Origin of the sequence: Arenibaculum pallidiluteum (assembly GCF_017355985.1) — a bacterium.
Lineage (GTDB): Bacteria > Pseudomonadota > Alphaproteobacteria > Azospirillales > Azospirillaceae > Arenibaculum > Arenibaculum pallidiluteum.
In genome coordinates this window covers 132,958-156,670 of sequence record NZ_JAFIQU010000007.1, presented here as the reverse complement: position 1 = coordinate 156,670, position 23,713 = coordinate 132,958, and the positions used below count along the sequence as shown (strand labels likewise).

The following is a 23,713-nucleotide window of genomic DNA, read 5'->3' as shown; positions in this document are numbered from 1 at the left end:
AAGGAAGGGAAAGGCCGAAGGCCTCAGCTTCCTTCGGCGATGGCGGAAAGGCCGTCCGGGTCCGCGATGCGGATCCGGCTGCCCGGCTCGATCCGTATGGTGCCCGAGGTCTTGAGCTGGGTGAAGGTCCGGCTGACGGTCTCGATGGTCAGGCCGAGATAGTCCGCGATGTCGCCGCGGCCCATGGGCAGGTGGACGGGATTGGGCCCCAGCCCCTGCAGCACGGCCCGGCGCGACAGCGACAGCAGGAACGAGCAGATCTTCTCGCGCGCGGTCTTGCGGCCCAGCAGCAGCATCTGGTCCTGGGCCGCGGCCAGCTCGTTGGACGCCATGGAGAACAGGCGCCGCTGCATTTTCGGGAACTCGTCCAGCAGCGCCTCGAGCTTGCGGCGCGGGAAGCGGCACAGCAGCGTCGGCGTCACCGCCTCGGCCGTGTAGGCATAGCTCTCGTTCAGCGCGAGGCCGATGAAGTCGCCGGTCACCAGGAAGCCGGTGATCTGGCGCCGCCCGTCGGGCAGCAGCTTGTAGAGCTTCACCGTGCCGCCGGTCACGTTGAACAGCGCGTCGGCCGGCTGGCCCTCCTCGAAGATCGTGGCGTGCTGCTCGACCCGGATGCTGTGGGCGATCTCGTTCAGGCGGCGGATCTCGTCGGGGCCGAGCGCCGCGCAGACCGACAGGGCCCGCGCGCCGCAATGGCGGCAGGGATCGCGGCCGGCGCCGCCGTGCGGCTCGGCATGGGCGACGCCATCGGCGTCCATGACCTGGGACAGCATGCTCATGGCTCAGGGCCGACGCGCGGGGCCGCCGGGGCGCGCCGGCGTTCCGCGCGGCGCGACCTCGTCCTCCTCGAACAGGATGCGGTGGGCCGCCCCGTCGAGATCCTCAAACTGGCCGGACCTCAGCGCCCAGAGGAAGGCGCCCAGGCCCATGAGGCCGAGCGACAGGGCGACCGGGATCAGATAGAGCAGCACGTCCATGGGCGTCGTCCTTGGGATTCCCGCGCCGTGCGAGGCGCAGGGCGTTGCCGATCACCACCAGCGAGGAGCCGGACATGGCGAGCGCGGCGATCAGCGGCGTCACCAGGCCGGCCATGGCCAGGGGCACCGTGAAGACGTTGTAGGCCAGCGCGAGGCCGAAGTTCTGCCGCACCAGCCGGTCGGCCCGGCGGGCGGTCTCCAGCGTCTCGGCGACGGGGCCGAGCAGCCGGCCCTGGAAGACCACGTCGGCCGCCGTCTGGCTGACGTCCACCGCCGTCGCCGGCGACATGGAGACGTCGGCAGCGGCCAGGGCGGGGGCGTCGTTCAGCCCGTCGCCGACCATCAGGACCTGCCGCCCCTCGGCGCGCAGCGCCTCGAGGAAGGCCGCCTTGTCGGCGGGCTTGCAGGCCGCGCGCCAATCCTCGATGCCCAGCGCCCCCGCGGCCGCGGCCACCGCGGCCGGACGGTCGCCCGACAGCAGGTGGATGCGCAGGCCGCGCGCCTTCAGGGCCGCGACGACCGCCCCGGCATCCGGGCGCAGCACGTCGGTGAAGCCGAAGCGGACCGGGGCGGCGCCCGGCCGGGCGAGCCAGAGCTCGGGGCCCGCGGCGTCGGATGCGAGCTCCGCGGGCACGCCGGTGAAGGCGGCGCTGCCCAGGCGGATCTCGCCCGCGGGCGTGTCCAGCGACAGGCCGGCGCCGGGGGTCTCGCGCACGCCGGCGGCGACCGGCACCGGCCCCGCGGCGCGCGCCAGGGCGCGGGCCAGCGGGTGGCGGCTGGCGCCGGCGAGGCTGGCGGCCTCGCGCAGCGCCCCGGCACCGGGCGGGGCGCCGGCCAGCTCGGGCCGGCCCTCGGTCAGGGTCCCGGTCTTGTCGAAGACGACGGTATCGATGCGGGCCAGGCGCTCCAGGGCGGTCGCGGTCTTCAGCAGGACGCCGCGGCGCATCAGCCGGCCCGAGGCCACGACCTGGACCACCGGCACGGCCAGCGCCAGGGCGCAGGGGCAGGTGATGATCAGCACGGTGACCGCGATCAGCAGCGCCGGCTGCCATGCGAGCCCGGCGCCGAGCACCCAGGCCAGGAAGGTGCCGAGCGCCGCCAGGTGCACCACCGGCGCATAGGCGCGCGAGACGCGGTCGGCCAGCGCCACATAGCGCGCCCGCCCCTGCTCCGAGACCTCCATCATGCGGACGATCTCGGCCAGAAGCGTGCCCTCGCCGACCGCCGTCACGGTCAGGCGCAGGGCGGCGGTCAGGTTGGTCATGCCGGCGAAGACGGCATCGCCCGGGCGGACCGCGGCGGGCACGGTCTCGCCGGTGATCAGTCCCGCGTCCAGGTCCGAGACGCCGTCGGCGATGCGTCCGTCGACGGGCACGCGCTGCCCGGCCGCGACCAGCACGGTCATTCCGGGGGCGACTCGGTCGGGCGGCAGGACGCGCAGCGTGCCGTCGGCCTCGACCACCGTCACCGCGGCGGCGTTCAGCGACAGGAGGTGCTCGGCCGCCGAGCGCGCCCGCCCGCGGGCCCGCAGGTCCAGGTAGCGCCCGATCAGCAGGAAGAACAGCAGCATCACGGCGCCGTCGAAATAGGCGTGCTCGCCGCTGCGGATGGTCTCGGCCAGGCTCATGGCCGTCGCCAGCGTGACGCCGATGGTGATCGGCACGTCCATGTTGGAGCGGCCCCGGCGCAGCGCCGCCCAGGCGGACTTGGCGAAGGGCAGCGCGGCGAAGAGGATTGCCGGCATGGTGATCAGCGCCGAGACCCAGTGCATGAGGTCGCGCGTTGCGGGGCCCATGCCCTGGGCATGGCCGGCCCAGACGGCGACCGACAGCAGCATCACGTTGGCCGACCCGAAGCCCGCGACCGCCATGGCGCGCAACAGCCTGCGCTCCTCCTGCGCCTCGGCCTGGCCGAGCTTCTCGGGATCGAACGGCACCAGCCGGTAGCCCAGGCGCAGCACGGCGGCCACGGCCGCGTTGCCGTCGCCCTGCGCGGGGTTCCAGGCCAGGTGCAGGCGCCGCGTCGTCATGTTCAGCCGCGCATGGACCACGCCCGGCTGCCTGCGCAAGACCGTCTCGATCAGCCAGACGCAGGCCGCGCATTGCAGCCCGTCCACCATCAGGTGGAGCTCGGTCATGCCGTCGGCGCGCGGCCGCGCATGGGCGGAGAAGTCGGCCGCGCCGGCCTCCTCGTCCGGGCGCGGAGGCCGCGCCTCGGGGTCCAGCGAGCGGCGCTCGTAATAGGTCCCGAGCCCCAGCCCCTGCAGCATCTCGTAGGCGGCGGCGCAGCCCGCGCAGCAGAAGGAGCCGCCAGAGGGATCGCCAGCCGCGGCATCAGGCCGGGCGGCGGCGCCCGCAGCCTCGCCGACGGGCTGCCCGCAATGAAGGCAATCGGCCATGGCTCAGTCCCGGACGATCAGGCGCGTGCGCTGCGGCTGCTGCCAGCCGCCGCGGGGATGCTCGGCGACCACGCGCAGATCCCACTGCCCCGGCAGCGGCGTCTTCACGTCGGCGGCGTACCGGCCGGGCGCGGTCTCGGCCAGCATGGCCGTGAAATCGTATCCCTGCGAGGTCGGGCGCATCATCTCGACGCGCACCGCAGCCCCGGTCAGGGGCGCGCCGGCGGCATCGGCCAGCGAGAAGACGACGCGCGCGATCCCGCCGCCCGGCGCCTCGGAGCGGAACTCGACGTGCCAGCCGCGGCGCTCCTGCTCGTGCACGCCCTCGAGCGCGCGGTTGAAGGCGACGCCCTTGAGGTAGTGGTTCTCGGTCTCGAGCCCGCCCCAGGTCTTCAGGGCGATGGTGATCATCGCCGCGTTCACCGCGATCACCAGCAGGAAGCCGCCCACGAAAACGTAGGGAATCCACCAGCCTCGCGGGCGCGCCTGCTTCGCCGTACCGATCGTCTGCTCGAAGGCCATGCCGCTGCTCATCTGCCGGGGCCGAGGAATACGCTGTCGTGGCTAACTTGTTCTCCCGTGTCCGCGCTCACAATACGGAATACTACGGGGGTCGAGGCGGCGCGCAGGGCGGCGCGCGGCACGGTCAGGGTGACCCGGCTGGTCGAGACCGCGTCAGGCCGCGCCGCCAGGACCAGCACGTCCCGGGCTTCCTCGCGCCCGGCCAGGGACAGGCGGGCGCCCGGCAGCCCCTCGACCTGCACGGAATACTCCCGCGGCTCGCGCGCCATGTTCAGGATCTTCAGCGTGTAGGCGTTGCGCACGGATCCGTCCGAGAGCTCGACGAAAAGCGGCGCGCGGTCGCGCAGCACGTTGACCTCGATCCGGGGGCGCAGGGCCAGCGTGCCCAGCATCACGCTGGCGACGACCAGCAGGACCAGCGCGTAGACGATCGTGCGCGGCCGCACCAGCCGGTAGCGCGGCGCCGCCCCGCAGGAGCGCGCGACCTGGTTCTCGTACGTGTCGAAGCGGACGAGGCCGAGGGGCCGGCCGATGCGCCCCATGATGTCGTCGCAGGCGTCTGCGCACAGGCCGCAGCCGATGCATTCGAGCTGCTGGCCGTCCCGGATGTCGATGCCGGTGGGGAGACATGAACGCAGGCCCTGCAGTCGATGCAGTCGCCACCGCTGCGTGCGCGCCGGTCGTCCCAGCCCTCGTTCTTGCGCACGGGGCCGCGACCCTCGCCGCGCCAGGCCTCGTAGGTCACGACCAGGCTGTGCTCGTCCAGCATGGCGGCCTGGAAGCGCGGCCACGGGCACATGTAGGTGCAGACCTGCTCGCGCGCCCAGCCGGCCAGCAGGTAGGTGCTGAGGGTGAAGAGGCCGATGAAGAAGGCGACGCCGGCCGAGAGCTCCAGCCGCGCCGCATCGCGCAGCAGGGTCGGCGCGTCGTTGAAGTACATGATCCAGGCGCCGCCGGTGGCGAGCGCGATCAGCAGCCAGGCGGCGTGCTTGGCGAGCTTGCGCCCGGCCTTCCCGAGGCTCGGTCCCGAGCGGTCGCGGCGGATGCGCTCGGCCCGGTCGCCCTCGATCAGGCGCTCGACCCACATGTAGAGGTCGGTCCACACCGTCTGCGGGCAGGCGTAGCCGCACCACAGCCGGCCGAACAGCGCGGTCACCAGGAACAGGCCGACGGCGCCCAGGACCAGCAGCCCCGTGAGGTAGGAGACCTCCTGAGGCCAGATCTCGATGGAGAAGAAATAGGCCCGCCGGCCCGCCATGTCGATCAGGACGGCCTGGTCCGGCGCGCCCGGTCCGCGGTCCCATCGGATCCAGGGAACCACGTAGTAGAGGCCGAGCAGGACCAGCAGCGCCGCCCATTTCAGGCGCCGGAAGCGCCCCGAGACCGCCTTCGGATAGACCTTCTCGCGGGTCTTGAAGAGGGATCGCCGCTCCGGCGGTCCCGCCTTGTCGCCGATCGTGGTGCTCATGACGTCGCCGCTTCGCTCGCTGGCGGGTGGCCTCAGCCTCGCCCCACCGGAAGCAGGATACCTTGAGCCAGATCAAGTTCCGGATGTGTCAGCCTGCCGCTGCGGCAGGCCGCCGCGCCTGACCTTCTGCCTGGCGCGACGCTGTCGGCGACTCAGGGCCGGCCCGGGTCCGATGCGGACCCGGGCCGGCCCTGACGCTCACTTCTCGCCGCCGCCCAGGGTGTGGACGTAGACCGCGAGCTGCTTGATCGCCACCGGGTCCAGACGGCCGGCCCAGGTCGGCATCACGCCGGCGCGGCCACCGTTCACGGTCTCCACCAGCGTCGCCTTGCTGGCGCCGTAGAGCCAGATGTTGTCGGCCAGGCGCGGGGCGCCGAGCTCGCGGTTCCCCTCGCCCTTCTCGCCGTGGCAGGACGCGCAGTTCTCGGCGAAGACCGTCTCGCCGCGCCCGGCCGCCGCAGCGTCCGTCGCGCGGTTGCCGAGGCCCATGACGTATTCGACCACGTCGTTGATCTGCGCCCGGGTCAGCATGCCGTCGACGCCGAAGCGCGGCATGTCGCCCATCCGCGTGTCCGGCGAGGTCGAGCGGATGCCGTGCTGGATCGTGAAGGCGATCTCCTCGGCCTTGCCGCCCCACAGCCAGTCGTCGTCCGCCAGCGCCGGGTAGCCCTTCTGGCCCGCGCCGCCCGCGGCATGGCACGCCGCGCAGTTCTCCGCGAAGGCGAAGCGGCCGCCGGTGATGGCGAAGTTCAGCAGGTCGGGATCGTCCATGATCTCCGTATAGGAGGCGTTCTCGATCCGCGCCCGGTAGGCCGACTGCGCCTCGCGCGCCCGGCTGATGTCGCGGGCGACGTCCTCGCGGGAGTTGTAGGCCAGCAGGCCGTCCGTATGGCCCTTCCCCGTCGGGATCGACGGGTAGAGCACCCAGTAGCCCAGCGACCAGACGATGGTCGCGTAGAACACGTAGAGCCACCATTTCGGGAGCGGATTGTTCAGCTCCCGGATCCCGTCCCACTCGTGGCCGGTGGTTTCGACGCCGGTGATGGCGTCCTTTTCGATCTTGGTCGGCATGACCTCGTCACTCCTCGTCCCTGAGGGGGATCGCGGCGGCGGTCTCGAAGCGGCTCCGGTTGGCCGGGCGCAGAGCCCAGAACAGGATCCCGGTGAAGAGCGCCATCATCCAGAGCACCCAGAGCGAGCGCAGGACGGGCAGGATCATATCGGCTTCCATGGCTGTGCCCCTATTGCCGGAGGTCGGAGGGCTGGAAGCGGGTGAAGTCCACCAGCGTGCCCATCATCTGCAGGTAGGCGACCAGAGCGTCCATCTCGGTCACGACCTTGGGGTTGCCGTCGAAGTTGGCGACAACCGCCTTCGGGTAGCGCGCCGCGACGTCGGCCGCGCCGGCCGAGTCCGGATTGGCCTGCGCCTCCAGGTCCTTCATGGCATTGGCGATCTGCTCGTCGGTGTAGGGCACGCCCACCACCCTGAGCGTCTTCAGGTGCTCGCCGATATCCGCGGCCTTCAGGGGCCGGTTCAGGAAGGCGTAGGAGGGCATGATCGATTCCGGGACGAGCGCGCGCGGCTCGTTCAGATGGGCGACGTGCCAGTCGTTGGAGTACTTGCCGCCCACCCGCGCGAGGTCCGGGCCGGTGCGCTTGGAGCTCCACTGGAACGGCCGGTCGAACATGCTCTCGGCGGCGAGGCTGTAGTGCCCGTAGCGCTCGACCTCGTCCCGGAAGGGACGGACCTGCTGGCTGTGGCAGTTGTAGCAGCCCTCGCGGACATAGATGTTTCGGCCAGCCTGCTCGAGCGGCGTGTAGGGCCGCATGCCCTCCACGCGCTCGATCGTGGATTCGATCGTGAAGAGCGGGATGATCTGCACCAGCCCGCCGATCGAGACCGTCAGCAGCGTCAGCACCGCCAGCAGGATGACGTTGCGCTCGATCCGCGCGTGACTGAACAGGGGTGTCTTCTCGGTAGCCATCTTGCTCACTCCGGGTTCAGCGTGCGGCCGCGACGGCGGTGCGGACGGCGGTGTAGGGCTGCTCGACCCGGAGATCGCCCCGTATGGTGCGAACCAGGTTGTAGGCCATCACCAGCGCGCCGATCAGGAACAGCAGGCCGCCCATCGCGCGGATCACGTAGAAGGGATGCATGGCTTCGACCGTCTCGACGAAGGAGTACTGGAGGAAGCCGAGGTTGTCGTAGGCGCGCCACATCAGGCCCTGCATCACGCCGGAGATCCACATCGCGGTGATGTAGAGGACGATGCCGAGCGTCGAGATCCAGAAGTGGACTGAGACGAGGCGCAGCGAGTAGAGCCGCTCGCGCTTCCACAGCGTCGGGACCAGGAAGTAGACGGCGCCGAAGGTGACGAAGGCGACCCAGCCCAGCGCGCCCGAATGGACGTGGCCGATGGTCCAGTCCGTGTAGTGTGACAGGGCGTTCACCGCCTTGATCGACATCACGGGGCCCTCGAAGGTGCTCATGCCGTAGAAGGCGACGGAGGTGACGAGGAAGCGCAGGACCGGGTCGGTGCGCAGCTTGTCCCAGGCCCCCGACAGGGTCATGATCCCGTTGATCATCCCGCCCCAGGACGGCATCCACAGCATCACCGAGAAGGTCATGCCGAGCGTCTGCGCCCAGTCCGGCAGCGACGTGTAGTGCAGGTGGTGCGGGCCCGCCCAGATGTAGAGGAAGATCAGCGCCCAGAAGTGGATGATCGACAGCCGGTACGAATAGACCGGCCGGCCGGCCTGCTTGGGCACGAAGTAGTACATGATGCCCAGGAAGCCCGCGGTCAGGAAGAAGCCCACCGCGTTGTGCCCGTACCACCACTGGACCATCGCGCCCTGCACGCCGGCGAAGACCGGGTAGCTGTGCGCGCCGAAGAGCGAGACCGGGACGTTCAGGTTGTTGACGATGTGGAGCATCGCCACGGTCAGGATCATGGCGAGGAAGAACCAGTTCGCCACGTAGATGTGCGGCTCGTGGCGGCGCATGATCGTGCCGACATAGACCACGAGGTAGCCGACCCAGACCACCGTCAGCCAAAGGTCCACGTACCACTCGGGCTCGGCGTATTCCTTGCCCTGGGTGATGCCGAAGACGTAGCCGGTCGCCGCCAGCACGATGAAGATCTGGTAGCCCCAGAACAGGAAGGCGCCCATGGCCTCGCCGCCGAAGAGCGGGGCGCGGCAGGTCCGCTGCACCACGTAGAGCGAGGTTGCGAACAGCGCGTTTCCGCCGAAGGCGAAGATCACCGCCGAGGTGTGCAGCGGGCGCAGGCGCCCGAAGCCGAAATACTCGATCCCGAGGTTCAGCGCCGGGAAGGCGAGTTGGAGGGCGATGAAGAGGCCGGCCGCGAAGCCGACGATGCCCCAGAAGACCGTGGCGAGCGTGAAGTGCCGCACCACCGCCTCGTGATAGGCGATTTCAGTGGTTCCGAGCGCCTGGCCGGCGCTCTGTCCGGCGCCTGCGCCGCCGTGGGACAGGGTCGCTGCTGTCATGTCCTTCTCCCGTTGGCGCGGGCGGTCCAGGCCACCGATCAATCCCGCGCAGTCCAATCGCTGCCGGCCAGGACCGTCAGCACGAGCGGACTCATGCCGCGTCGTGCGCGGAGTGGCATTGATCTGCGTCAAGGCCCTCGGGGCCCGGACCGGTTCAAGGTCCCGCAATGCTCTTGGGAGGGGAGGACCCGATGGCCGGCACCATGATCGGCGCCCAGTTCCGTGCCTACGTCGCGAAGACCCTGAAGCCAGCGCAGGTCGACCAGGCCTTCCCGGTGATCAGGACGATCGCGCCGGATCTCGGCCTGGACAGCTGGCGCGGCTTCGCTGCGGCGACGCTGGACGACGACGCCTGCTCGGGGGACGAGGCGGGTCGGGGGATCATGACGGTCCAGAACGGCCGCGGCTACATCCACGGCCTCTTCACCTATCGCTGCGCCGCGACGCTCCTCAACGGCCGGACCCTGCACGCCGAGAACCTCGTCGTGCTCGACCTCTTCGATCCCGCCGCGGCGGCCGAGGAGCTGCTGCGCGCGATGGAGCGGACGGCGCGCCGGCTCAACTGCAGCACCATCGAGACGCTGCTGCCCGAGGCCTGCGCCGCGGTCCCGGGCGTCGGAAGCTGGCTGATCCCGTGCCTGCACGCCGCCGGGCACGAGCGGGAACGGCTCCGTTTCTCGAGGCGTCTGGATCCCTGATCCCGCCATTCGGACCGGAGATCCGACGGCGCGAATCTCCGGTCCGGACGCCGGCGTCCGTTCCCCTTAGGCCGCGGAAGGATCAACCCCGGGACGCCCGGTCCATCAGGGCCTGGAGCTCGCCGTCGGGCACCACCACGGACGAATTGTGCTCGCGCACGATCCTCCAGCCCTCGCCGGTGCAGCGCCAGGCCAGCGACGAGAGGGTGCGGATCCCGGTCACGGTTCCGTCCCCGCCTTCGAGGCGCGCCGCGAACTGCAGGGTCGAGTGCGCGAGGCCGCCCTCCTGGATCACCTCGGGCCCGAAGACGACGCCGTGGCGGGCGCTGCGCATGGCCGAGAAGGGCGGCTCCCAGATGGCGCCGTACTCGGCTGCGCTGCGCGTGATGCGGTGCTGGGGGTCGAAATCGTCGTAGAGGATCACCTCGGGCGAGGACCAGTCGTAGTACTTGCCGAGCTTGTCGCGGAAGCTGAAGGGCCCGTCGCCCTCCTGGCGCTCCCATCCCACCAGGATCCATTCCCGGTGGAGCGCGCCCGCCGAGGCCGCGCCCTCCGCGGGGCAGGCCGGCCCTGCGGCGACGGCCGGCGAAGCGACGCCCGCCGCCAGCACGGCGAGGGCGCCGAGCGCTGCGGCGCGAGGCGCGGACGTGTCGAATGCAACCTTCATGAGGGGTCTCCTTGCTGTCCCGTTGCGTGGGGGCCAGGGCCCCCGCGGGGCTTCAGCGCTCGCGGTAGAACACCATGCCGCCGTGATGCAGCGTGTTCGGGTCCACGAAGGTCCCGTCGGCGGTGAAGCCGGTGTCGTCCCAGTACAGGATCTCGTTCCCGCGGACCTCGTAGCGGCCCTGATAGGCGCTCTTCCTCTCGCCGCGGGCCTCGTCGTACCGGCCGTTCGGCAGGAGTTCCTGCCGGATCTGTCCGTCGCCGGTGACCCACATGCCGACATAGGGGTGCTGCCTCGTCATATCCGTTCCTCCATTCGAAATCTGGGCGCTGCCCGTGGATGCCCCGGCCGCCGCGAGGGACAGGAGCGCGGCCGAGACCAGCCGCGCCGTCCAGCGGCTCCGCATGGTTCCGGCGGTCATCGCGGCGCCCCCGCCCCGGCGGACCCGGCGGCGCGTTCGGCGAAAAGCTCGCTGAGGGTCTGCGCGGCCTCGATGGCGCGCGGGAAGCCCGCATGGACCGTCGTCAGGTAGACGATCTCCTTCAGCTCGGCCTCGCTCACGCCGATGTTCAGCGCGTAGCCGGCATGGATCTTCATGTAGTCCGGGAGGCCGAGCGCCGCGAAGGCCGAGACCGCGGCGATCTGCCGGGTCCGGTTGTCGAGCTGCGGGCGGTCCCAGACCTCGCCAAGCGCGTAGCCCGCGATGGCGTCTGCCAGGAAGGGGAATTCCTGCCGGAGCTGCTCGAGCGTCTGCTGGGGCTGGCCCCGGTTCAGCTCCAGGATCACCCCTTCGCCGCGCCGGATCCTGTCCTCGCCCGCGCCCTGCGCAAAGGCCGGCGCCGAGAGGGCGATCGCCGATGCCATGGCCGCGGCAAGCCAGGGCAGGGCGGGCGGCAGGGCGGGCGGCCAAGCGGCCCGATTGCGGATCTCCGTCATGTCAGCGTTCCTCCTGTGGCGGACCGTTCCCGCGGACTCTCGGAGCCCGCACGCCGCCGCTTCCCGGCGACGGCCCCGAGCATGAGGCGAGGCCCGCGCGGGGCGGTAGAACGCTCCTCCTCGCTCATTGCACGATATTCCCGACCGGCAGGCCGGCAGGACATCCGCCCGCGGATGCAAGTTCGGAGAGGCGTGCCCGGCGGCCGTTGCGCCCGCGGCAGCAGCCGCTATGCTGCCGGCCCATGACCGAACAGAGCGACACCCGACCGAGCGACCGGACCGGCCGCCCCACCGTGCGCATGCTGCCGTCCCGGCACAAGCGGGCCGCCCAGGGCCATCCCTGGATCTACTCCAACGAGATCCACATGGATCAGGAGACCCGGGCGATCCCGCCGGGCAGCCTCGTCCGCGTGGTGACCGAGGGCGGCGCCGCGCTGGGGGCTGCGACCTTCAACCCGCGCACGCTGATCGCCTGCCGCCTGGTGGCCACCGGTCCCGACACGGCGATCGACCGGCGTTTCCTGGCCGGCCGGCTGCGCCGCGCCCTGACTCTCCGGGAGCGGCTCTTCGAGCGGCCCTACTACCGCCTGATCCATGCCGAGGCCGACGGGCTGCCGGCGCTGATCGTCGACCGCTTCGGCGGCACGGTGGTGGTACAGGCCAACTCGGCCGGCATGGACCGGCTGGAGCCCGAGCTGCTGGCCGCGCTCGACGAGGTGCTGGCGCCCGACTGCGTCCTGATGCGCAACGACAGCTCCGCCCGGGCGCTGGAAGGGCTCGCGCAGGAGACGCGGGTCGCGAAGGGCAGCCTCGACGGGCCCCTGCGGGTCGAGGAGAACGGCGCCGTCTTCTTCGGCGACCCCGCCGGGGGGCAGAAGACCGGCTGGTTCTTCGACCAGCGCGAGAACCGCGCCTTCATGGCCGGGCTGGCGCAGGGCGCGCGGGTGCTCGATGCCTACTGCTACAACGGCGGCTTCGGCGTGCTGGCGGCCGCCCGCGGCGCGGCCGAGGTGGTCCTGGTGGACCGCAGCGAGGGGGCGCTCGCCAATGCCGGGCGCGCGGCCGAGGCCAACGGCGTCGCCGGGCGCTGCGAGTTCCGCCGCGCCGAGGTCTTCGCCGAGCTGGAGCGCCTGGGCGCCGCGGGCGAGCGTTTCGACGTCGTGATCGCCGATCCGCCGGCCTTCGTGAAGTCGCGCAAGGACGTCCAGGTCGGCGCCCGCGGCTACCGCAAGCTCGCGCGCCTGTCGGCCGCGCTGGTCGCACCCGGCGGCTTCCTGTTCATCGCCTCGTGCAGCCACAACATGGAGACGGCGCTGTTCGCCGAGCAGATCGCGGCGGGCCTGCGGGACACCGGGCGTACCGGGCGCATCCTGCGCAGCGCCGGCGCGGCCCCCGATCATCCCGTCCATCCACTCCTGCCGGAGAGTGCCTATCTGAAGGCCCAGGTGCTGCAGCTCGATTGAGGGGCACCCCTTCCTCGGAAGGGATCTCCCGGCGCCGGCTGCTGTATCCTTGAACGGGCGACGGAGGACTCGATGGACCTCAGGATCTGCTTCGAGAACCAGGAAAGCGTCAACGTCAACGACTCGGCCATGATGCGGCACTACGCCGAGAGTTATCTCGCGGACTACAGGCCGGAATGGGCGGGCTTCGTGATGCTGCCCCATGACGAGACCCGGCGGGCCACCATGGAGCCGGTCTGGCAGGTGCTGGTCCGCGACGCCACCGCGCGGACCGAGGCGGACCTGCTGGACTACATCGCGCGCAATCCCATGGCGGCCTATCACGTGCACGTCTACCGCAAGGACGGCGTGCACGAGGCCAAGCTGGTCTGAGGCGGGCATGGCCGAGGTCGCGTTCCTGTGGCCGATCCATGCCCCGGAGGCCCAGGGCCTTCGGGTGCTGGCCGAGATTGGGCTGGTCGAGGGGGTGGATTTCGTCCGCGACGGCGGCGGCGGCGGCGGCGAGGATGTCGTCTTCCGCTTCGCCACCACCGAGCAGGCCATGCAGTTCAACCGCGCCGTCTCGGTGGAGCCCGGCCGGGCGCCCTGACGGCGAGGGGCGCGGCGGGGCCACGTCCCCGCCCGTGCAGGCGCGACTTCAGGTCTCGTCGGGCGGATTGATCCAGTGCTGAATCAGGGTCGAGGGCACCGCCCTGTAGCCCAGCCGCTCGTAGAGGCCGATCATCGCGCTGCTGGTCGAGCGCACCAGGAGCTGCGCCTTGCGCATGCCCTGCCGGCGCAGCCACGCCTCGCCGGCCGCCACCGGCCGCCATCCAATTCCCTCGCCCCGCGCCGGGATCGGCCGCGAGGTAGGAAAGCTGGTCCCTGAGCCCGTCATGGCCGACCATGACGCTTCCGAGGATCCGCCCGTCCCGCAGCAGGACGAGCACGTCGGAGTTCGGCCGCCCGAGGGCGAGGCGGAACTCCTCGACGGGGTCGCTGTAGGGCATGACCAGCCCGCAGGCGCGCCAGAGACCGACGATCGCGGCCTCCTCCTCCGCATGGGCGGCGCGGATCACCTCGTCTGCGGCCATGGCTCGCTCCTGCCCTCTCGCCTGTGGACCTGCATGGGGCTGCGGGGGCTAAAGCCGGGTTGACGCAGATTCCGCCCGGGGACCCGCGGCCAGATCATCAGCACCAAAAGCAGAATCGCTTTATATTTAAATCGCGCCTTTTCCGTGATAAACGCATCGAAGGAGTGCATGCCCTGCCCTGCCGGCGCCGACTGTTTACGCACCGGCTCCGGGCTGACGCACGCAGGACGAGGCAGGCAATCCCGGGCGCGCCATGCGGCCTTCGGGGACGCATGCCGCAGAACTTCCCGGACTCAGGAGCCTGTCCCATGGTCCTATCCCGCGCCTTCATCCTGGCACTGACGGCCCTCGCCTGCCTGCAGGGCGTCGCCGCGCAGGCGCAGTCCTTCACGCCGCCGACGCGCCAGGAGCTCGACAGCAAGGGCATCAAGCCGCTGACCGGGGACGAGCTCAGGACGCTCCTGACCGAGAACACGCTGTTCCACATCAATCCCGCAAACGGCGTGCGGGTGCCTCTGCTCTACCGCGCCGACGGTACGCGCTATGTGAAGATCCGTGACAAGGTCCTGAAATCCAACTGGCGGATCGAGCGCGACATGGTGTGCGAGTACAGCGTGGTCCTGAACCGCGACGTTTGCCGCACGCTGTTTCGGTCAAACGGCTACAACGCCGTCTGCGAAGAGGGTGAGGCCGCCTGCAGCTTCGGGCTGGACTGGGCCGCCGGCAATCCCGCGGGTCTGGGCCAGTAGGCATCGCATCGACGGCGCCGGGCTGCGGCGCGCAGCGGCTTGTCCGGGGGGCCCCGGCCGGACGCGGGAACTTCACCTCCCAGGGGACTACAATCCCTGCAAAGAGCCGGCGGCCGCCTCCGTGGCCGCCGGCAGGAGGGAAAGCCCCCATGGACTTCAAGCCGCGCCACCTCGCCGTCCTGGACGCCATCAATGCCGGCCACGTGGTCCCCCGCGACATCGCCGAGGCCAGCGGCCGGACCATCGCCACGGTCTCGCGGCTCCTGGTCGACCTGGCCCGCATCGGCGCCGTGATCTACATCGGGCCGGAGGGGCAGCGCCGCTACGCGGTCTCCGACGACGGCCAGAAGCTGCTGGCCGAAAGGCGCGGCGCGCCTTCCCCCGCGCCCGCCCTGCGGCCGCGCATGGACGTGGTGGAGCGGATCGCGCGGATGCTGGCGACGGCCCACTGGAACCACGGCCTCTCTGAGGCCGAGCGCCGGGCCATCGCGCGGCTGGACGGCTATGTGGACGTGACCTGGCGCAGCCACGAGCCCCTGGCGCGCGACATCGTCGCCGCCGTCCGCGAGCACGACCGCGAGCGCAAGGCGTGAGCCGCGGCCGCGTCCAGGCGCAATCGGTCCGGCTTCGACCGGCCCGACTTCGACCGATCCGGCCGTGCCCTGCCCTCACCCCCGCCGGAAGACGCCGACGAGCTCCACATGGGGCGACCACAGGAACTGGTCGACCGGCGTGACCCGTTCCAGCCTGTAGCCGCCGTCGACCAGCACGCGGGCATCGCGCCCGAAGGTCGCGGGGTTGCACGACACCCCGACCACCACCGGCACGTTCGAGCGCGCGATCTCCTCGGCCTGGCGGGCGGCGCCCGCGCGGGGCGGGTCGAAGAGAACGCCGTCGAACCGGTTCAGCGCCTGGGCCGGCACCGGCTCGCGCACGAGATCGCGACGCTCGACGGTGATGCCGGGAATGCCGCGGGCGCCCGCGGCCAGCGCGTCGAGCGCTGCGCCGTCGCCCTCCACCGCATGCACGCGCGCCTTGCGGGCCAGCGGGAAGGTGAAGGTGCCGGCCCCCGAGAAGAGATCGATGATCCGCGCCGCCCCCGCCAGGGCCGCGCCTGCCGCCGCGACCAGCGCCGCCTCGCCCTCCGGACTGGCCTGCAGAAAGGCGCCGGGCGCCACCGGGACGGCCACGTCGCCGAAACGCGCGAAGACGGGGCGCCGGTGGGCCAGCGGCTCGACCGGCGCGCGCTCCTCGGCACGCCAGGAGAGCCGGGCCAGGTCGGCGCCCTCCGCCAGCGCCGCCCATGCCTCGCGTGCCGCGAGGTCGGGCGCGGGGCCGCCGGTGACGAGCACGTCGAGCCCGCCGTCCAGGACCGCGACCGAGACGTCGGCCGGCGGACCGTCGGGGAGAACGGCGTCGAGCGTCGTGCGCAGGGCGGGCAGGACGGCTTCGATCGCGGGGTCGATCACCAAGCAGCGCTCCACCGGAACGATCCAGTGGCTCATGCGCTCGTTAAAGCCCAGGACGACCTTGCCGCCCGCGCGCTTGGCCGCGAAGGTCGCGCGCCGCCGCACGCCCTCGGGCGTGCGGATCGCCGCCTCGACCGGGGCTTCGACCCCGGCGCGGCGCAGCGCCGTCTCGACCTGGTCGCGCTTCCAGGCGGCATAGCCGGCGTCGTCGACATGCTGCAGCGCGCAGCCGCCGCAGCGGCCGAACAGGGCGCAGCCCGGCTCGGCGCGCAGGGGTCCGGGCTCCACCAGCTCCAGCACCTCGGCGGTGATCCCGCCGGCGCGCTCGCCGAGCAGCTTCACGCGGACGCGGTCGCCGGGAACGGTCTGGGGCACGAAGACGGGATGCCCCTCGTAGGTCGCGAGCCCGTCGCCGCGGCCGCCGATCCGCTCGACGGTCAGCTCGACCTGGCGGTGGCCGGAATGGGCCTTCTTCGGGGGAGCGGGACGATTGCGCCGCATCTCAGCCCGCCACTTCGGTCAGGCGCGCGCGCAGCTCGTCCGGCAGCACCGTGGGCCGGCGCGTGGCAAGGTCGAACAGCACGCAGACGCCCTCGCTGGCCGCAGCGCAGCGCCCGTCGGCGAAGACCGCCGCGCCCAGGGTCACCGAGGTCCGCCCCATGGCCAGAACCCGCGTTCCGACGCGCAGCGCGGCGCCGTAGCGCAGCTCGGCCAGGAAATCGATGGCGATCCGGGCCAGGACGACGGAAGTGCCGGGCGAGGTGCCCGCGGCGCTCCCGCCCCCGCTCCCGCCGCCGAGAGGCTTGCCGGCGGCGCCGAAGAGGGCCACCCGCGAGGCCTCGAAATAGGCGCCGATCGCGTTGTTGTTGGCGTGGCCCAGCGGGTCCAGATCGGCGAAGCGGACATGCTCGTCGATCCAGTACCGGTAGGTCCGCGCGTCCCTGAGATCACTCAAATTCTTGTCCTCATGCGTGATTTGCAGCGGTCTCGCCGGTTCGGGATGCTATAGCTCAGCCTCCCCATGCACGACAGGCGAGACCGGGATCAATGACCGACGAAAGCAACAGCGCGGCTTCCGCCCTTTTCGAGAAGGCGCTCGAGGTCGCCGAGAAGCACCTGGACATGGCGGTTTCGGAGGGCGGCCCGCTCGGCCCCTACGTGGCGATCGCCATGATCGAGGCCGCGGTCAACCGGGCCGTCGAGGAGACCAGCCATGACGACGTGATCGGCATGCTGCGCGATCTCGCCCAGCAGATCGAGGCCGACGCGGAAGAGAGCGAGGACGACTGAGCCGGTCCCGACAGCCCAGGGGCTGCCCTCGGCGGCCCTGCTCCGGCGGCTGAGCGCCGGCGCTCAGCCGCCGGTGGGCTTCTTGCGGTCCTTGCGCACCCCGTAGAGCTCGAGCCGGTGACCGATCAGGTCGTAGCCGAGCTCGCGGGCGATGCGCTCCTTCAGCGCCTCCAGCTCGGCATTCGCGAACTCCAGAACCTCGCCGCTGTCCAGGTCGATCAGGTGGTGGTGGTGCTCGTCCCGCGTCTCCTCGTAGCGGGCCCGGCCGTCGCCGAAATCCAGCCGTTCGATCACGCTCGCCTCCTCGAAGAGGCGCATGGTCCGGTACACGGTTGCGATGCTGATCCGCGGGTCGATCTCGGACGCGCGGCGGTAGACCTGCTCGACGTCGGGATGGTCCGTCGATTCCGAGAGCACGCGCGAGATCACGCGCCGCTGCTCGGTCATCTTGAGGCCCTTCTGGATGCAGAGATCCTCTAGGCGCGACGGCATAGCACCCTCCCCGTCCGATCCTGGTAGAAGCAGAATAGATGGGCTCGCCGACGGGTTCGACAACAAATTCCGTCGCGCGCCTCGCCCGTCACCGACGCATGCCCGGTGCCCGGCCGGAGCTGGGCGGCTGCAGCATCTGCATGGCCTGGAACCATGGCCGCCAGACGAGCCTGGTCGCCTCGATCCAGAGGGCGAAGGGATTGGCCCAGGCCGCCGGCGACGCCGCCCAGGGGCCGGCGCCCGCGGCGCCGCTCATGAGGGCCAGCGGCAATGCCGGGCCGGCCAGGAGGCCGGCAGCCGACTCGAAATCCGGCGTCGCGCGCAGGCTGAGCGTCACCGTCTCGGACCGGCCGTCGGGATCGCGCGAAAGGCGCATCTCGAAGTCCAGGTTCGGCAGGGACGCGGTCACGCGGGTCTCGTCGGGCTGCACGGGCATGGGATCCTCCGTCTGGGGGCCCATCCTAGTTCCCCCGGGCGGCCGTGAACAGCCGCGCGACGGCGGAAGCCCTTATCGGAAGGCCGGGTCGGAAAGCCGGGCCGAAAGGCCGGACCCCGCGCGGCCGGAGGCTTGCGCCGATGCGCGGGTCCGGTTAGACAGGTCCCTGCATCCAGAGCTGGGCTGACGCCCACGCCAACCTGCCGACCCGGGCAAGGTGGTGGCCTCCGCAAGGGGGCGATGCGGCCGACCGGCAATCGTACGGGCCCTGCCGCTGCGTCAGCCCTCCTGGGCAGTCCGCCTCGGAGGGTTACAGACGATGACCGATCCCATTCTCTTTCCTCGTCCCTTTCCCCACCGCTGTCCAGACCAGCGGCCCGTCGCCTTGCGGCTGGTGACCGGCCCGGACGACAGCCTGCTGGTTCTCGGAACCCGGCCCGCCCCGGTCCGCCGGGATCCCGCACGGCGCGAAACCTGCGTTGCCGTCCTGCATCGCAGCCACGGGTGGTGGACGCATATCTACGCCGTCGTCGAATCAACGGGCCCGGAACGCTGCCCCGTGCGGCTGCTGCGTGTGCTCGCAGGGGACCGCCTGGCCGAGGCCGTGGCCTGGGCCGCGCAATGGACTCATCCGGTTCCGGAGGCCGCCGCCGAATGAGCCACCGGGACGGCCGCCGTGTTGGGATGGGCATGAAGCCGCCCAGTCCCGGCATCGCCGATCCCGATTCCCGCCGCCTGCTGCGCCGGAACCGCGCGCTCGCCACCGGCCTGCTCCTGCTGATGGCGACGCTGTTCCTTGGCACCACGCTGGTGCCGGCGCCGGGCTTCTGGTGGCAGCTCCTCCATGCGACGGCCGAGGCTGCGGTGGTCGGCGCGCTGGCCGACTGGTTCGCGGTGACCGCCCTGTTCCGGCACCCGCTCGGCCTGCCGATCCCCCATACCGCCATCGTGCCGCGCAGCAAGGACCGCATCGGCGAAGGGCTCGGCGCCTTCGTCGAGCGCAATTTCCTCGACCCCGACCTGGTGGCGGCCCGGCTGCGCGCGGCCGAGCCGTCGCGCCGGCTGCTCGTCTGGCTGCGCGCGCCGGGGGTCGCCGCCATGCTGGCGGACCGGATCACGGCCGCACTGCCGGCCCTGGCCCGGTCGGCCGGGGACGATGAGCTGCGCCAGTGGCTCGGCACGGCCCTGGGCGACCGGCTGCGCGGCGTCGCGGTGGCGCCCCTGCTGGGCCGGGTGCTGGAGGCGGTGCTGCAGAGCGGCCAGCACCAGGGCGTGGTCGAGCGGCTGGTGGCGGCCGCCCTCGACTATGTCGAGCGCAACGAGGGCCGCTTCCAGATGCTGGTGGGCGAGCGGACGAGCTGGTGGGTGCCGCGGGCGGTGGACCGCAGGGTCGCCCAGGCGGTCTCGTCCGGTCTGCGCGAGCTGCTGGCCGACCTGCTGGACCCGGCCAGCCTGCCGCGCATCCGGCTGGAGATGGCGGTCGAGGAGCTGGCCCGGGACCTGCGCGAGGACCCCGACACCCGCGCCCGGGTCGAGGCCGCCAAGCTCGGCGTGCTCGACCACCCCGAGATCCAGGCCTGGCTGGGAACCCTCTGGGATTCCCTGCGCGATGCGGCGCTGCGCGATGCCACCGACCCCGAAGGCCGCATCCGCGCCGGCGTCACGGCGGCGCTGCGCGCCTCGACCCGCGCCCTGGCCGAGGATCCGGCCCTGCGGCGGCGCCTCGACCATGCGGTGGAGGCGGCCGCGCTGCGCCTCGTCGTACCCTGGCGCCGGGCCATCGGACGGTTCATCGCCGACGTGGTCAGGGGCTGGGACGCGCGCACGGTCACCGAGCGGCTCGAGGAGGCCGTGGGCAGCGACCTGCAATATGTCCGGATCTCCGGCACCTGCGTGGCCGCGCTCGTGGGCGCGGCGCTGTTCCTGGTGACCTGGGCGCTCGGCTGAGCCCCGAGGCGGGAACGCGCAGCCCGACGTCTACTGGCCGGAAGACGCCTGCTCGGAAGGCGCCTGCTCGGAAGACGCTTGGTCCGGGGATGCCTCGTCCGCCGGCGCCACGATCCTGGCGAAGTTCGCGAAGAACTCGTCGGCGTACCGCTTGGCGACGCCGTTGACGAGCCGGCTTCCGAGCTGGGCGATCTTGCCCCCGATCTGGGCGTTCACGTCGTAGCTCAGCCGCGTCCCCTCCGCGACCTCGTCGAGGCGCACGTTGGCGCCGCCCTTCGCGAAGCCCGCGATGCCGCCCTGCCCTTCGCCGGAGATCGTGTAGCCGTTCGGCGGGTCTAGGTCGGACAGCGCGACCGCGCCCTTGAAGGTCGCCTTGACGGGTCCGATGCTGAGCTTGGCCGTGGCGCGGAACTCCGTATCGCCGGTCTTCTCGAGCTCCTGGACGCCTGGGATGCACATCCGCAGCACCTCGGGATCGTTCAGCGCCGCCCAGACCCGCTCGCGGGGCGCAGGCAGCATCACTTCACCCTCCATCGTCATCGCCATGGCCGGATTCCTTTCGATCAGATGAGGGCGAGGCTTAGAACCGGGAACGCCGCGATCAGGACGAGCGCCGCGACCATCACCAGGATATAGGGCATGGCGCCCGCGAAGATCGCCTCGACGGATGTGTTCGGGTCGCCCAGCGTCGCCTTGACCGTGAAGACCGACAACCCGAACGGCGGCGTCAACAGCCCGACCTCCACCGCGATCACGGTGATGATGCCGAAATGGATGAGGTCGAAGCCGAGGGCCTGGGCGATTGGCACGGCGATCGGCGTCATGATCAGCAGGATCGAGCTGGAATCCAGGATCATGCCGAGGAACAGCAGGATCGCGACATAGACCATCAGGAAGCCGTAGGCGCCGAGGCCGGTGGACTGCACGAGGTCGCCGATCGCCGTGGGAACGCCGGCCATGGACAGCATGCGGCTGTAGAAGGCCGCTGCGATCAGGAGGATCAGGATCCCGACCGAGACGGTGCCGGTTTCCTTGAGCACGCGCCACATCCGCCCGCCGCCGAGGCTTCGCCGCGCGAGCGCGATGATCAGCGCGCCGAAGGCGCCCATGCCGCCCGCCTCGGTCGGCGTGAAGAACCCGGTGTAGAGGCCGCCGAGGATCAGCGCCACCAGGCACAGGATCGGAAGGAGCTTGGCCAGGATCTCGGGGACGGGCATCGCCGGGGCGACATGATGCCCGCGAAGCCGCCTGCGCTCGGCATCGTAGACGTAGGACGGCGCGAAGGTCGCGAGCGCCACGATCATCAGCACGAAGCAGACGGCGATCAGGATCCCCGGGATCACGCCTGCGATGAACATCTTGCCGATCGACTGCTCGGCCAGCACACCGTAGATGATCATCAGCAGGCTCGGCGGGATCAGCATGCCGAGGATCGAGCTGCCCGCGACCGTGCCGGCGGCGAAGGCCCTGCGGTAGCCGTGCCGCGTCATCTCCGGGACGGCCACCTTCGTGAAGACGGCGGCCGAGGCGATGGAGACACCGGTGACCGCGGCGAAGACCGCGTTCGCGGCCACGGTCGCGACCCCGAGCCCGCCGCGGATGCGGCGCAGCAGGGCCTCGGCCACCTCGAAGGTGTCCCGCCCGACATTGGAGATGCTGACCAGCAGGCCCATCAAGACGAAGAGCGGGATCGTCGCGAAGAGGTAGTCGGCGATGCTGTTGTAGGCCGAGACCGAGAGCAGCCGCAGGGCGAGGGAGGGATCCTCGCGGATCAGCCAGACCCCGACGAAGGCGACGCCGAACAGCGCTGTCGCGATGTGCACGCCGAGGATCACGAGAACGATGAGCGCCCCGATCAGCGCCAGGCCCAGCCCGAGTTCCATGACAGTCCCTTAGTCCAGGGTTTGCGCGGGGGTTTGCGCCGGCGGGCGCCCCACGCCCGCGATGGACAGGAGATACGCGATCGCGGCGGCGACGGCGCCGACGACGACGATGGCCCGGAAGGGCCAGGTCGGGATGGTGAAGATGCCCTGCACGCCGAAGAAGTCGTTCGTCGTCCAGGAGCTCACGAGATCGGGCCAGGACGCGTAGGCGATCAGCGCGAAGACGACCGCGCCGCACAGCGCGAACAGCTTCTCCAGGAACGCGGCGAATGCCGGGGCCCTGTCCCCGATGATCCGGATCAGGAAGTCGGCGCGCGTCATGCGGTCGGACGCGATCGCGGAGGCGATCTGCAGGAAGACGATGGCGACGACCAAGCGCCCGGCGATCTCCGCGACGCCCGTGATCGGGCTGTTCAGGAAGTTCCGCCCGAGCACGTCGGCCACGATCATGACCATGGTGGCGAAGATCAGGATGGTGCCGATCGACGCCATCACGCCGGTGATGCGCTGCATGGCGCCTTCCGGGGCCGGGGGAGAGAAGTCGATCTCGGTGTTCTCGGTCTGGCTGGCCACGCGGCGGTCCCTCCCTGCCCTGGCTTCGATCGGCGTCGTGTCGGCGGGGACGGGCCAGGGCGCCCGTCCCCGCCGGGCGGCGTCAGAGCCCCTCGTCCCAGGAGCGCAGCGGCTTCACGCCGCGGCTGCGCAGCTCGGCGAAATAGGCCTTCAGGACCTTCCTGGCGGGCTCGCCATTGGCCTGGATCCAGGGCCCCACGATGTTCGGCAGGCTCTTGACCCAGCGCGCCTTCTCGGCCTCCGGAAGCTCGGCGACCTTCAACCCGGCCGCCTTCATCTCGGCAAGGGCCGCCGTCGCGCGCTCGCTGACGTACTGGCCGTGCCGCTTGGAGGTCGTCCGGCCGGCCTCGCGGATCACGTCCTGCACATCCTTGGGAAGCTTGGCGAAGAAGGCCTTGTTCGCGGCGACGCCGCCGAAATACATCGCGCCGATGCCGACGCGGGTCAGGTTCGGCGCGACCTCGTAGACGCGGGTCGGCTGGATGCCGCTGGCAAAGGACAGTGCGCCCTGCGTGACGCCAGTCTGGATGTTGGTGTAGTAGGTCGTCAGCGCGCCGTCGACCGGGGTCGCGCCGGTCCCCTGCAGCCAGTTGGCCGAGGTGCCGGGCGCGTTGATGCGGCGGTTCTGCAGGTCCTCGAGCTTCGAGACCGGGAAGTTCGCGTAGATGTCGTAGCTGTCGGTGATCAGCGACGACAGGTAGACCATGTTCTGGGAATCCCAGGACTTCTGGAGCTCGGGCAGCTCGGCCGTCAGCTTGTCGAAGACCTCGACCAGCAGCTCGTGGTCCTCGGTCGCGAAGGGCGCGAAGTAGGTGACGTTCTGGAGCGGCATGGCCGCCCCCTCCCAGACGGTGCCGACCATGCCGATGTCCGCAATGCCGTCGCTGACCGCCGCCCTGGTGTCCGTGAACTTGTAGAGCGTCCCACCATAGGCCTCGCGCCAGTTGATGGCGTACTTGTTGCCGCGCTCGCGCAGCAGCCGGTCGACCTCGGGCTGGAAGACGTTCTTCATCGCCCAGACCCAGATGTTGGCCGTGGGATGGCTCGAGGCGATGTTGATGCTGATGCGCTGCTGCGCCTGGGCGCCGGCCCCGAAGCCGACCAGCCCCAGTCCGAGCGCGAGCAGCCCGATCGCCCCATACCTGCCGAGTTTCATGGTTGTCTC

31 protein-coding genes, 1 pseudogene and 1 riboswitch are annotated in these 23,713 nt (G+C 71.1%); of the genes and pseudogenes, 10 read left to right on the top strand and 22 right to left on the bottom strand.

From position 1 onward, the window contains the following. Positions 1-23: 23 nt before the first annotated feature. The 10 genes and pseudogenes from JUB13_RS16410 to ccoN all read right to left on the bottom strand — a co-directional run bounded on the left by JUB13_RS16410 (position 24) and on the right by ccoN (position 8,875). Complete coding sequence (locus JUB13_RS16410) at positions 24-773, bottom strand: Crp/Fnr family transcriptional regulator (RefSeq protein ID WP_236024993.1); 750 nt, start codon at positions 771-773, stop codon at positions 24-26. Positions 774-782: 9 nt separating this feature from the next. Beyond that, the gene (gene ccoS / locus JUB13_RS31405; protein ID WP_236024992.1) at positions 783-977 is read right to left on the bottom strand and encodes a cbb3-type cytochrome oxidase assembly protein CcoS; all 195 of its coding nucleotides are present in this window, start codon (positions 975-977) and stop codon (positions 783-785) included. Continuing rightward, a complete protein-coding gene (locus JUB13_RS16405; protein WP_207480833.1) occupies positions 883-3,375 on the bottom strand; it encodes a heavy metal translocating P-type ATPase in 2,493 nt (830 codons plus the stop codon). The genes ccoS and JUB13_RS16405 overlap by 95 nt, the downstream gene beginning before the upstream one ends. 3 nt (positions 3,376-3,378) lie before the next feature. Next, complete coding sequence (locus JUB13_RS16400) at positions 3,379-3,897, bottom strand: FixH family protein (protein ID WP_207480831.1); 519 nt, start codon at positions 3,895-3,897, stop codon at positions 3,379-3,381. 8 nt (positions 3,898-3,905) lie between these two features. After that, positions 3,906-4,343 carry a FixG Ig-like domain-containing protein gene (locus JUB13_RS32070; RefSeq protein ID WP_328702951.1) on the bottom strand — a complete coding sequence of 146 codons (438 nt, stop codon included), beginning with the start codon at positions 4,341-4,343 and terminating at the stop codon, positions 3,906-3,908. A gap of 111 nt (positions 4,344-4,454) precedes the next feature. After that, positions 4,455-5,365 (bottom strand): annotated as a pseudogene (gene ccoG / locus JUB13_RS32065) (cytochrome c oxidase accessory protein CcoG); the annotation flags it as partial. A gap of 198 nt (positions 5,366-5,563) precedes the next feature. Continuing rightward, positions 5,564-6,436, bottom strand: a complete 873-nt coding sequence (gene ccoP / locus JUB13_RS16390) for a cytochrome-c oxidase, cbb3-type subunit III (protein WP_207480829.1) — start codon at positions 6,434-6,436, stop codon at positions 5,564-5,566. Between the two features lie 7 nt (positions 6,437-6,443). Then, positions 6,444-6,596: a cbb3-type cytochrome oxidase subunit 3 gene (locus tag JUB13_RS16385; protein WP_207480827.1), complete on the bottom strand. Its 153-nt coding sequence runs from the start codon at positions 6,594-6,596 to the stop codon at positions 6,444-6,446. Positions 6,597-6,606: 10 nt separating this feature from the next. Then, a complete protein-coding gene (gene ccoO, locus JUB13_RS16380) occupies positions 6,607-7,350 on the bottom strand; it encodes a cytochrome-c oxidase, cbb3-type subunit II (RefSeq protein WP_207480825.1) in 744 nt (247 codons plus the stop codon). 16 nt (positions 7,351-7,366) lie between these two features. Further along, positions 7,367-8,875, bottom strand: coding sequence for a cytochrome-c oxidase, cbb3-type subunit I (gene ccoN, locus JUB13_RS16375; RefSeq protein ID WP_207480823.1), 1,509 nt, complete (start codon positions 8,873-8,875; stop codon positions 7,367-7,369). Between the two features lie 191 nt (positions 8,876-9,066). Between ccoN and JUB13_RS16370 the strand changes: the two genes are divergently transcribed. After that, a complete protein-coding gene (locus tag JUB13_RS16370) occupies positions 9,067-9,573 on the top strand; it encodes a hypothetical protein (RefSeq protein ID WP_207480821.1) in 507 nt (168 codons plus the stop codon). Positions 9,574-9,655: 82 nt separating this feature from the next. Here the strand turns inward: JUB13_RS16370 and JUB13_RS16365 are convergent, their stop codons facing one another. The 3 genes from JUB13_RS16365 to JUB13_RS16355 all read right to left on the bottom strand — a co-directional run bounded on the left by JUB13_RS16365 (position 9,656) and on the right by JUB13_RS16355 (position 11,173). Continuing rightward, the gene (locus tag JUB13_RS16365; RefSeq protein WP_207480818.1) at positions 9,656-10,240 is read right to left on the bottom strand and encodes a Cif family virulence factor; all 585 of its coding nucleotides are present in this window, start codon (positions 10,238-10,240) and stop codon (positions 9,656-9,658) included. Between the two features lie 52 nt (positions 10,241-10,292). Continuing rightward, positions 10,293-10,538: an Atu4866 domain-containing protein gene (locus tag JUB13_RS16360; protein WP_236024991.1), complete on the bottom strand. Its 246-nt coding sequence runs from the start codon at positions 10,536-10,538 to the stop codon at positions 10,293-10,295. Between the two features lie 116 nt (positions 10,539-10,654). Beyond that, on the bottom strand, positions 10,655-11,173 hold the full coding sequence (locus JUB13_RS16355; RefSeq protein ID WP_207480816.1) for a carboxymuconolactone decarboxylase family protein: 519 nt from the start codon (positions 11,171-11,173) through the stop codon (positions 10,655-10,657). A gap of 242 nt (positions 11,174-11,415) precedes the next feature. Here JUB13_RS16355 and JUB13_RS16350 point away from each other — a divergent pair, with 242 nt between their 5' ends. From JUB13_RS16350 to JUB13_RS16340, 3 genes are all read left to right on the top strand, one after another. After that, entirely contained in the window at positions 11,416-12,636 is a 1,221-nt protein-coding gene (locus tag JUB13_RS16350; RefSeq protein WP_207480814.1) for a class I SAM-dependent rRNA methyltransferase, read from the top strand. 72 nt (positions 12,637-12,708) lie between these two features. Next, positions 12,709-13,008: a hypothetical protein gene (locus JUB13_RS16345; protein WP_207480812.1), complete on the top strand. Its 300-nt coding sequence runs from the start codon at positions 12,709-12,711 to the stop codon at positions 13,006-13,008. A gap of 7 nt (positions 13,009-13,015) precedes the next feature. Next, complete coding sequence (locus JUB13_RS16340; protein ID WP_207480810.1) at positions 13,016-13,225, top strand: hypothetical protein; 210 nt, start codon at positions 13,016-13,018, stop codon at positions 13,223-13,225. Between the two features lie 48 nt (positions 13,226-13,273). Here JUB13_RS16340 and JUB13_RS31400 read toward each other — a convergent pair whose 3' ends face one another. Beyond that, complete coding sequence (locus JUB13_RS31400; RefSeq protein ID WP_236024990.1) at positions 13,274-13,513, bottom strand: GNAT family N-acetyltransferase; 240 nt, start codon at positions 13,511-13,513, stop codon at positions 13,274-13,276. On the opposite strand from JUB13_RS31400, the gene JUB13_RS31395 reads away from it, so the two are divergent. The 3 genes from JUB13_RS31395 to JUB13_RS16325 all read left to right on the top strand — a co-directional run bounded on the left by JUB13_RS31395 (position 13,512) and on the right by JUB13_RS16325 (position 15,051). Then, positions 13,512-13,772: a hypothetical protein gene (locus JUB13_RS31395; RefSeq protein ID WP_236024989.1), complete on the top strand. Its 261-nt coding sequence runs from the start codon at positions 13,512-13,514 to the stop codon at positions 13,770-13,772. The two genes, JUB13_RS31400 and JUB13_RS31395, sit on opposite strands and share 2 nt — an antisense overlap. Positions 13,773-14,017: 245 nt before the next feature. Further along, complete coding sequence (locus tag JUB13_RS16330) at positions 14,018-14,458, top strand: hypothetical protein (RefSeq protein ID WP_207480808.1); 441 nt, start codon at positions 14,018-14,020, stop codon at positions 14,456-14,458. A 149-nt stretch (positions 14,459-14,607) separates the two neighbouring features. Then, positions 14,608-15,051, top strand: a complete 444-nt coding sequence (locus JUB13_RS16325; protein WP_207480806.1) for a hypothetical protein — start codon at positions 14,608-14,610, stop codon at positions 15,049-15,051. A gap of 75 nt (positions 15,052-15,126) precedes the next feature. Here JUB13_RS16325 and JUB13_RS16320 read toward each other — a convergent pair whose 3' ends face one another. Both JUB13_RS16320 and JUB13_RS16315 read right to left on the bottom strand, forming a co-directional pair. Then, on the bottom strand, positions 15,127-16,428 hold the full coding sequence (locus tag JUB13_RS16320; RefSeq protein ID WP_207480804.1) for a class I SAM-dependent RNA methyltransferase: 1,302 nt from the start codon (positions 16,426-16,428) through the stop codon (positions 15,127-15,129). A 1-nt stretch (position 16,429) separates the two neighbouring features. After that, the gene (locus JUB13_RS16315; RefSeq protein ID WP_207480802.1) at positions 16,430-16,882 is read right to left on the bottom strand and encodes an acyl-CoA thioesterase; all 453 of its coding nucleotides are present in this window, start codon (positions 16,880-16,882) and stop codon (positions 16,430-16,432) included. Positions 16,883-16,974: 92 nt separating this feature from the next. Here JUB13_RS16315 and JUB13_RS16310 point away from each other — a divergent pair, with 92 nt between their 5' ends. Further along, a complete protein-coding gene (locus JUB13_RS16310; protein ID WP_207480800.1) occupies positions 16,975-17,217 on the top strand; it encodes a hypothetical protein in 243 nt (80 codons plus the stop codon). A gap of 63 nt (positions 17,218-17,280) precedes the next feature. Here JUB13_RS16310 and JUB13_RS16305 read toward each other — a convergent pair whose 3' ends face one another. Further along, entirely contained in the window at positions 17,281-17,709 is a 429-nt protein-coding gene (locus JUB13_RS16305; RefSeq protein ID WP_207480799.1) for a Fur family transcriptional regulator, read from the bottom strand. An 88-nt stretch (positions 17,710-17,797) separates the two neighbouring features. Further along, on the bottom strand, positions 17,798-18,145 hold the full coding sequence (locus JUB13_RS16300; RefSeq protein WP_207480798.1) for a hypothetical protein: 348 nt from the start codon (positions 18,143-18,145) through the stop codon (positions 17,798-17,800). 163 nt (positions 18,146-18,308) lie between these two features. After that, positions 18,309-18,416, top strand: a riboswitch (SAM-I-IV-variant riboswitch). A gap of 48 nt (positions 18,417-18,464) precedes the next feature. On the opposite strand from JUB13_RS16300, the gene JUB13_RS16295 reads away from it, so the two are divergent. Next, positions 18,465-18,803, top strand: a complete 339-nt coding sequence (locus JUB13_RS16295; RefSeq protein ID WP_207480797.1) for a hypothetical protein — start codon at positions 18,465-18,467, stop codon at positions 18,801-18,803. A 32-nt stretch (positions 18,804-18,835) separates the two neighbouring features. After that, positions 18,836-20,092, top strand: coding sequence for a DUF445 domain-containing protein (locus tag JUB13_RS16290; protein WP_207480796.1), 1,257 nt, complete (start codon positions 18,836-18,838; stop codon positions 20,090-20,092). Between the two features lie 30 nt (positions 20,093-20,122). Here JUB13_RS16290 and JUB13_RS16285 read toward each other — a convergent pair whose 3' ends face one another. From JUB13_RS16285 to JUB13_RS16270, 4 genes are all read right to left on the bottom strand, one after another. Beyond that, on the bottom strand, positions 20,123-20,638 hold the full coding sequence (locus tag JUB13_RS16285) for a CoxG family protein (RefSeq protein WP_236024988.1): 516 nt from the start codon (positions 20,636-20,638) through the stop codon (positions 20,123-20,125). 17 nt (positions 20,639-20,655) lie between these two features. After that, complete coding sequence (locus JUB13_RS16280) at positions 20,656-21,975, bottom strand: TRAP transporter large permease (RefSeq protein WP_207480795.1); 1,320 nt, start codon at positions 21,973-21,975, stop codon at positions 20,656-20,658. A 9-nt stretch (positions 21,976-21,984) separates the two neighbouring features. Beyond that, positions 21,985-22,548 carry a TRAP transporter small permease subunit gene (locus tag JUB13_RS16275; protein ID WP_207480794.1) on the bottom strand — a complete coding sequence of 188 codons (564 nt, stop codon included), beginning with the start codon at positions 22,546-22,548 and terminating at the stop codon, positions 21,985-21,987. A gap of 82 nt (positions 22,549-22,630) precedes the next feature. Then, positions 22,631-23,704 (bottom strand): C4-dicarboxylate TRAP transporter substrate-binding protein, encoded by a 1,074-nt coding sequence (locus JUB13_RS16270; protein ID WP_207480792.1) that lies wholly within the window; start codon positions 23,702-23,704, stop codon positions 22,631-22,633. Between the last annotated feature and the right edge of the window lie 9 nt (positions 23,705-23,713).

What these genes read in the sequence shown, in the direction of transcription:
- ccoN (WP_207480823.1), bottom strand. Translation starts at nt 8,875, where the DNA reads ATGACAGCAGCGACCCTGTCCCACGGCGGCGCAGGCGCCGGACAGAGC.
- JUB13_RS16360 (WP_236024991.1), bottom strand. Translation starts at nt 10,538, where the DNA reads ATGACGAGGCAGCACCCCTATGTCGGCATGTGGGTCACCGGCGACGGA.
- JUB13_RS16320 (WP_207480804.1), bottom strand. Translation starts at nt 16,428, where the DNA reads ATGCGGCGCAATCGTCCCGCTCCCCCGAAGAAGGCCCATTCCGGCCAC.
- JUB13_RS16270 (WP_207480792.1), bottom strand. Translation starts at nt 23,704, where the DNA reads ATGAAACTCGGCAGGTATGGGGCGATCGGGCTGCTCGCGCTCGGACTG.
- JUB13_RS16325 (WP_207480806.1), top strand. Translation starts at nt 14,608, where the DNA reads ATGGACTTCAAGCCGCGCCACCTCGCCGTCCTGGACGCCATCAATGCC.
- ccoO (WP_207480825.1), bottom strand. Translation starts at nt 7,350, where the DNA reads ATGGCTACCGAGAAGACACCCCTGTTCAGTCACGCGCGGATCGAGCGC.
- JUB13_RS31395 (WP_236024989.1), top strand. Translation starts at nt 13,512, where the DNA reads ATGGCCGACCATGACGCTTCCGAGGATCCGCCCGTCCCGCAGCAGGAC.
- JUB13_RS16290 (WP_207480796.1), top strand. Translation starts at nt 18,836, where the DNA reads ATGAAGCCGCCCAGTCCCGGCATCGCCGATCCCGATTCCCGCCGCCTG.
- JUB13_RS16370 (WP_207480821.1), top strand. Translation starts at nt 9,067, where the DNA reads ATGGCCGGCACCATGATCGGCGCCCAGTTCCGTGCCTACGTCGCGAAG.
- JUB13_RS16405 (WP_207480833.1), bottom strand. Translation starts at nt 3,375, where the DNA reads ATGGCCGATTGCCTTCATTGCGGGCAGCCCGTCGGCGAGGCTGCGGGC.
- JUB13_RS16300 (WP_207480798.1), bottom strand. Translation starts at nt 18,145, where the DNA reads ATGCCCGTGCAGCCCGACGAGACCCGCGTGACCGCGTCCCTGCCGAAC.
- JUB13_RS16310 (WP_207480800.1), top strand. Translation starts at nt 16,975, where the DNA reads ATGACCGACGAAAGCAACAGCGCGGCTTCCGCCCTTTTCGAGAAGGCG.
- JUB13_RS16400 (WP_207480831.1), bottom strand. Translation starts at nt 3,897, where the DNA reads ATGGCCTTCGAGCAGACGATCGGTACGGCGAAGCAGGCGCGCCCGCGA.
- JUB13_RS16365 (WP_207480818.1), bottom strand. Translation starts at nt 10,240, where the DNA reads ATGAAGGTTGCATTCGACACGTCCGCGCCTCGCGCCGCAGCGCTCGGC.
- JUB13_RS16350 (WP_207480814.1), top strand. Translation starts at nt 11,416, where the DNA reads ATGACCGAACAGAGCGACACCCGACCGAGCGACCGGACCGGCCGCCCC.
- JUB13_RS16330 (WP_207480808.1), top strand. Translation starts at nt 14,018, where the DNA reads ATGGTCCTATCCCGCGCCTTCATCCTGGCACTGACGGCCCTCGCCTGC.
- JUB13_RS16340 (WP_207480810.1), top strand. Translation starts at nt 13,016, where the DNA reads ATGGCCGAGGTCGCGTTCCTGTGGCCGATCCATGCCCCGGAGGCCCAG.
- JUB13_RS16280 (WP_207480795.1), bottom strand. Translation starts at nt 21,975, where the DNA reads ATGGAACTCGGGCTGGGCCTGGCGCTGATCGGGGCGCTCATCGTTCTC.
- JUB13_RS16355 (WP_207480816.1), bottom strand. Translation starts at nt 11,173, where the DNA reads ATGACGGAGATCCGCAATCGGGCCGCTTGGCCGCCCGCCCTGCCGCCC.
- JUB13_RS16305 (WP_207480799.1), bottom strand. Translation starts at nt 17,709, where the DNA reads ATGCCGTCGCGCCTAGAGGATCTCTGCATCCAGAAGGGCCTCAAGATG.
- ccoP (WP_207480829.1), bottom strand. Translation starts at nt 6,436, where the DNA reads ATGCCGACCAAGATCGAAAAGGACGCCATCACCGGCGTCGAAACCACC.
- JUB13_RS16295 (WP_207480797.1), top strand. Translation starts at nt 18,465, where the DNA reads ATGACCGATCCCATTCTCTTTCCTCGTCCCTTTCCCCACCGCTGTCCA.
- ccoS (WP_236024992.1), bottom strand. Translation starts at nt 977, where the DNA reads ATGGACGTGCTGCTCTATCTGATCCCGGTCGCCCTGTCGCTCGGCCTC.
- JUB13_RS31400 (WP_236024990.1), bottom strand. Translation starts at nt 13,513, where the DNA reads ATGACGGGCTCAGGGACCAGCTTTCCTACCTCGCGGCCGATCCCGGCG.
- JUB13_RS16345 (WP_207480812.1), top strand. Translation starts at nt 12,709, where the DNA reads ATGGACCTCAGGATCTGCTTCGAGAACCAGGAAAGCGTCAACGTCAAC.
- JUB13_RS16285 (WP_236024988.1), bottom strand. Translation starts at nt 20,638, where the DNA reads ATGGCGATGACGATGGAGGGTGAAGTGATGCTGCCTGCGCCCCGCGAG.
- JUB13_RS16410 (WP_236024993.1), bottom strand. Translation starts at nt 773, where the DNA reads ATGCTGTCCCAGGTCATGGACGCCGATGGCGTCGCCCATGCCGAGCCG.
- JUB13_RS16385 (WP_207480827.1), bottom strand. Translation starts at nt 6,596, where the DNA reads ATGGAAGCCGATATGATCCTGCCCGTCCTGCGCTCGCTCTGGGTGCTC.